Source organism: Streptomyces sp. bgisy159, from assembly GCF_965341775.1.
Classification (GTDB): Bacteria; Actinomycetota; Actinomycetes; order Streptomycetales; family Streptomycetaceae; genus Streptomyces.
Map to the genome: position 1 here is coordinate 1 of NZ_CBDQZH010000137.1, position 574 is coordinate 574.

Consider the following 574-nt stretch of genomic DNA (forward strand, 5'->3'; position numbering starts at 1 on the left):
AGCGACATCACCCCCGCCACATGCGCAGCAGCGATCTCACCGATCGAGTGCCCGATCAGGAAGTCCGGACGTACCCCGAACGACTCCACCAGACGGAACAACGCCACCTCAAGCGCGAACAACGCCGGCTGCGTCCACTCGGTGCGGTTCAACCGCTCAGCATCCGCACCGAAGACGACCTCCCGCAACTCCTCCCCGACATGCCCGCACACCGCGTCGAACGCCTCCGCGAACACCGGGAAAGCCCCATACAACTCACGCCCCATCCCCGGCCGCTGCGCGCCCTGACCCGAGAACAGAAACGCCGTCCTGCCGTGGTCCGTAGCACGTCGGCGCGTAAGGTTGGCGGCCTGTTCGCCCTGGGCAAGGCGGTCGAGTCCGTCCAGGAGTTCCGCGCGGTCACGGCCCCGGACGACAGCACGGTACTCGAAGGAAGTCCGTCCCTGGACCAGTGCGGCTGCAACAGCGGCAGGTGAGGCGTCCGTATGCGCCTGCGCGTAGGCATGCAGCCGGGCGGCTTGGGCGCGGAGGGCGTCGGGGGTGTGACCGGACAGTACCCAGGGCACCACCGGCG

General features: G+C 68.6%; 1 protein-coding gene. It reads right to left on the reverse strand.

The annotated features are described in order from the left end of the window. On the reverse strand, positions 1-574 hold a 574-nt coding region (locus ACSLTV_RS36165; RefSeq protein WP_435613740.1), incomplete at both ends, for an acyltransferase domain-containing protein.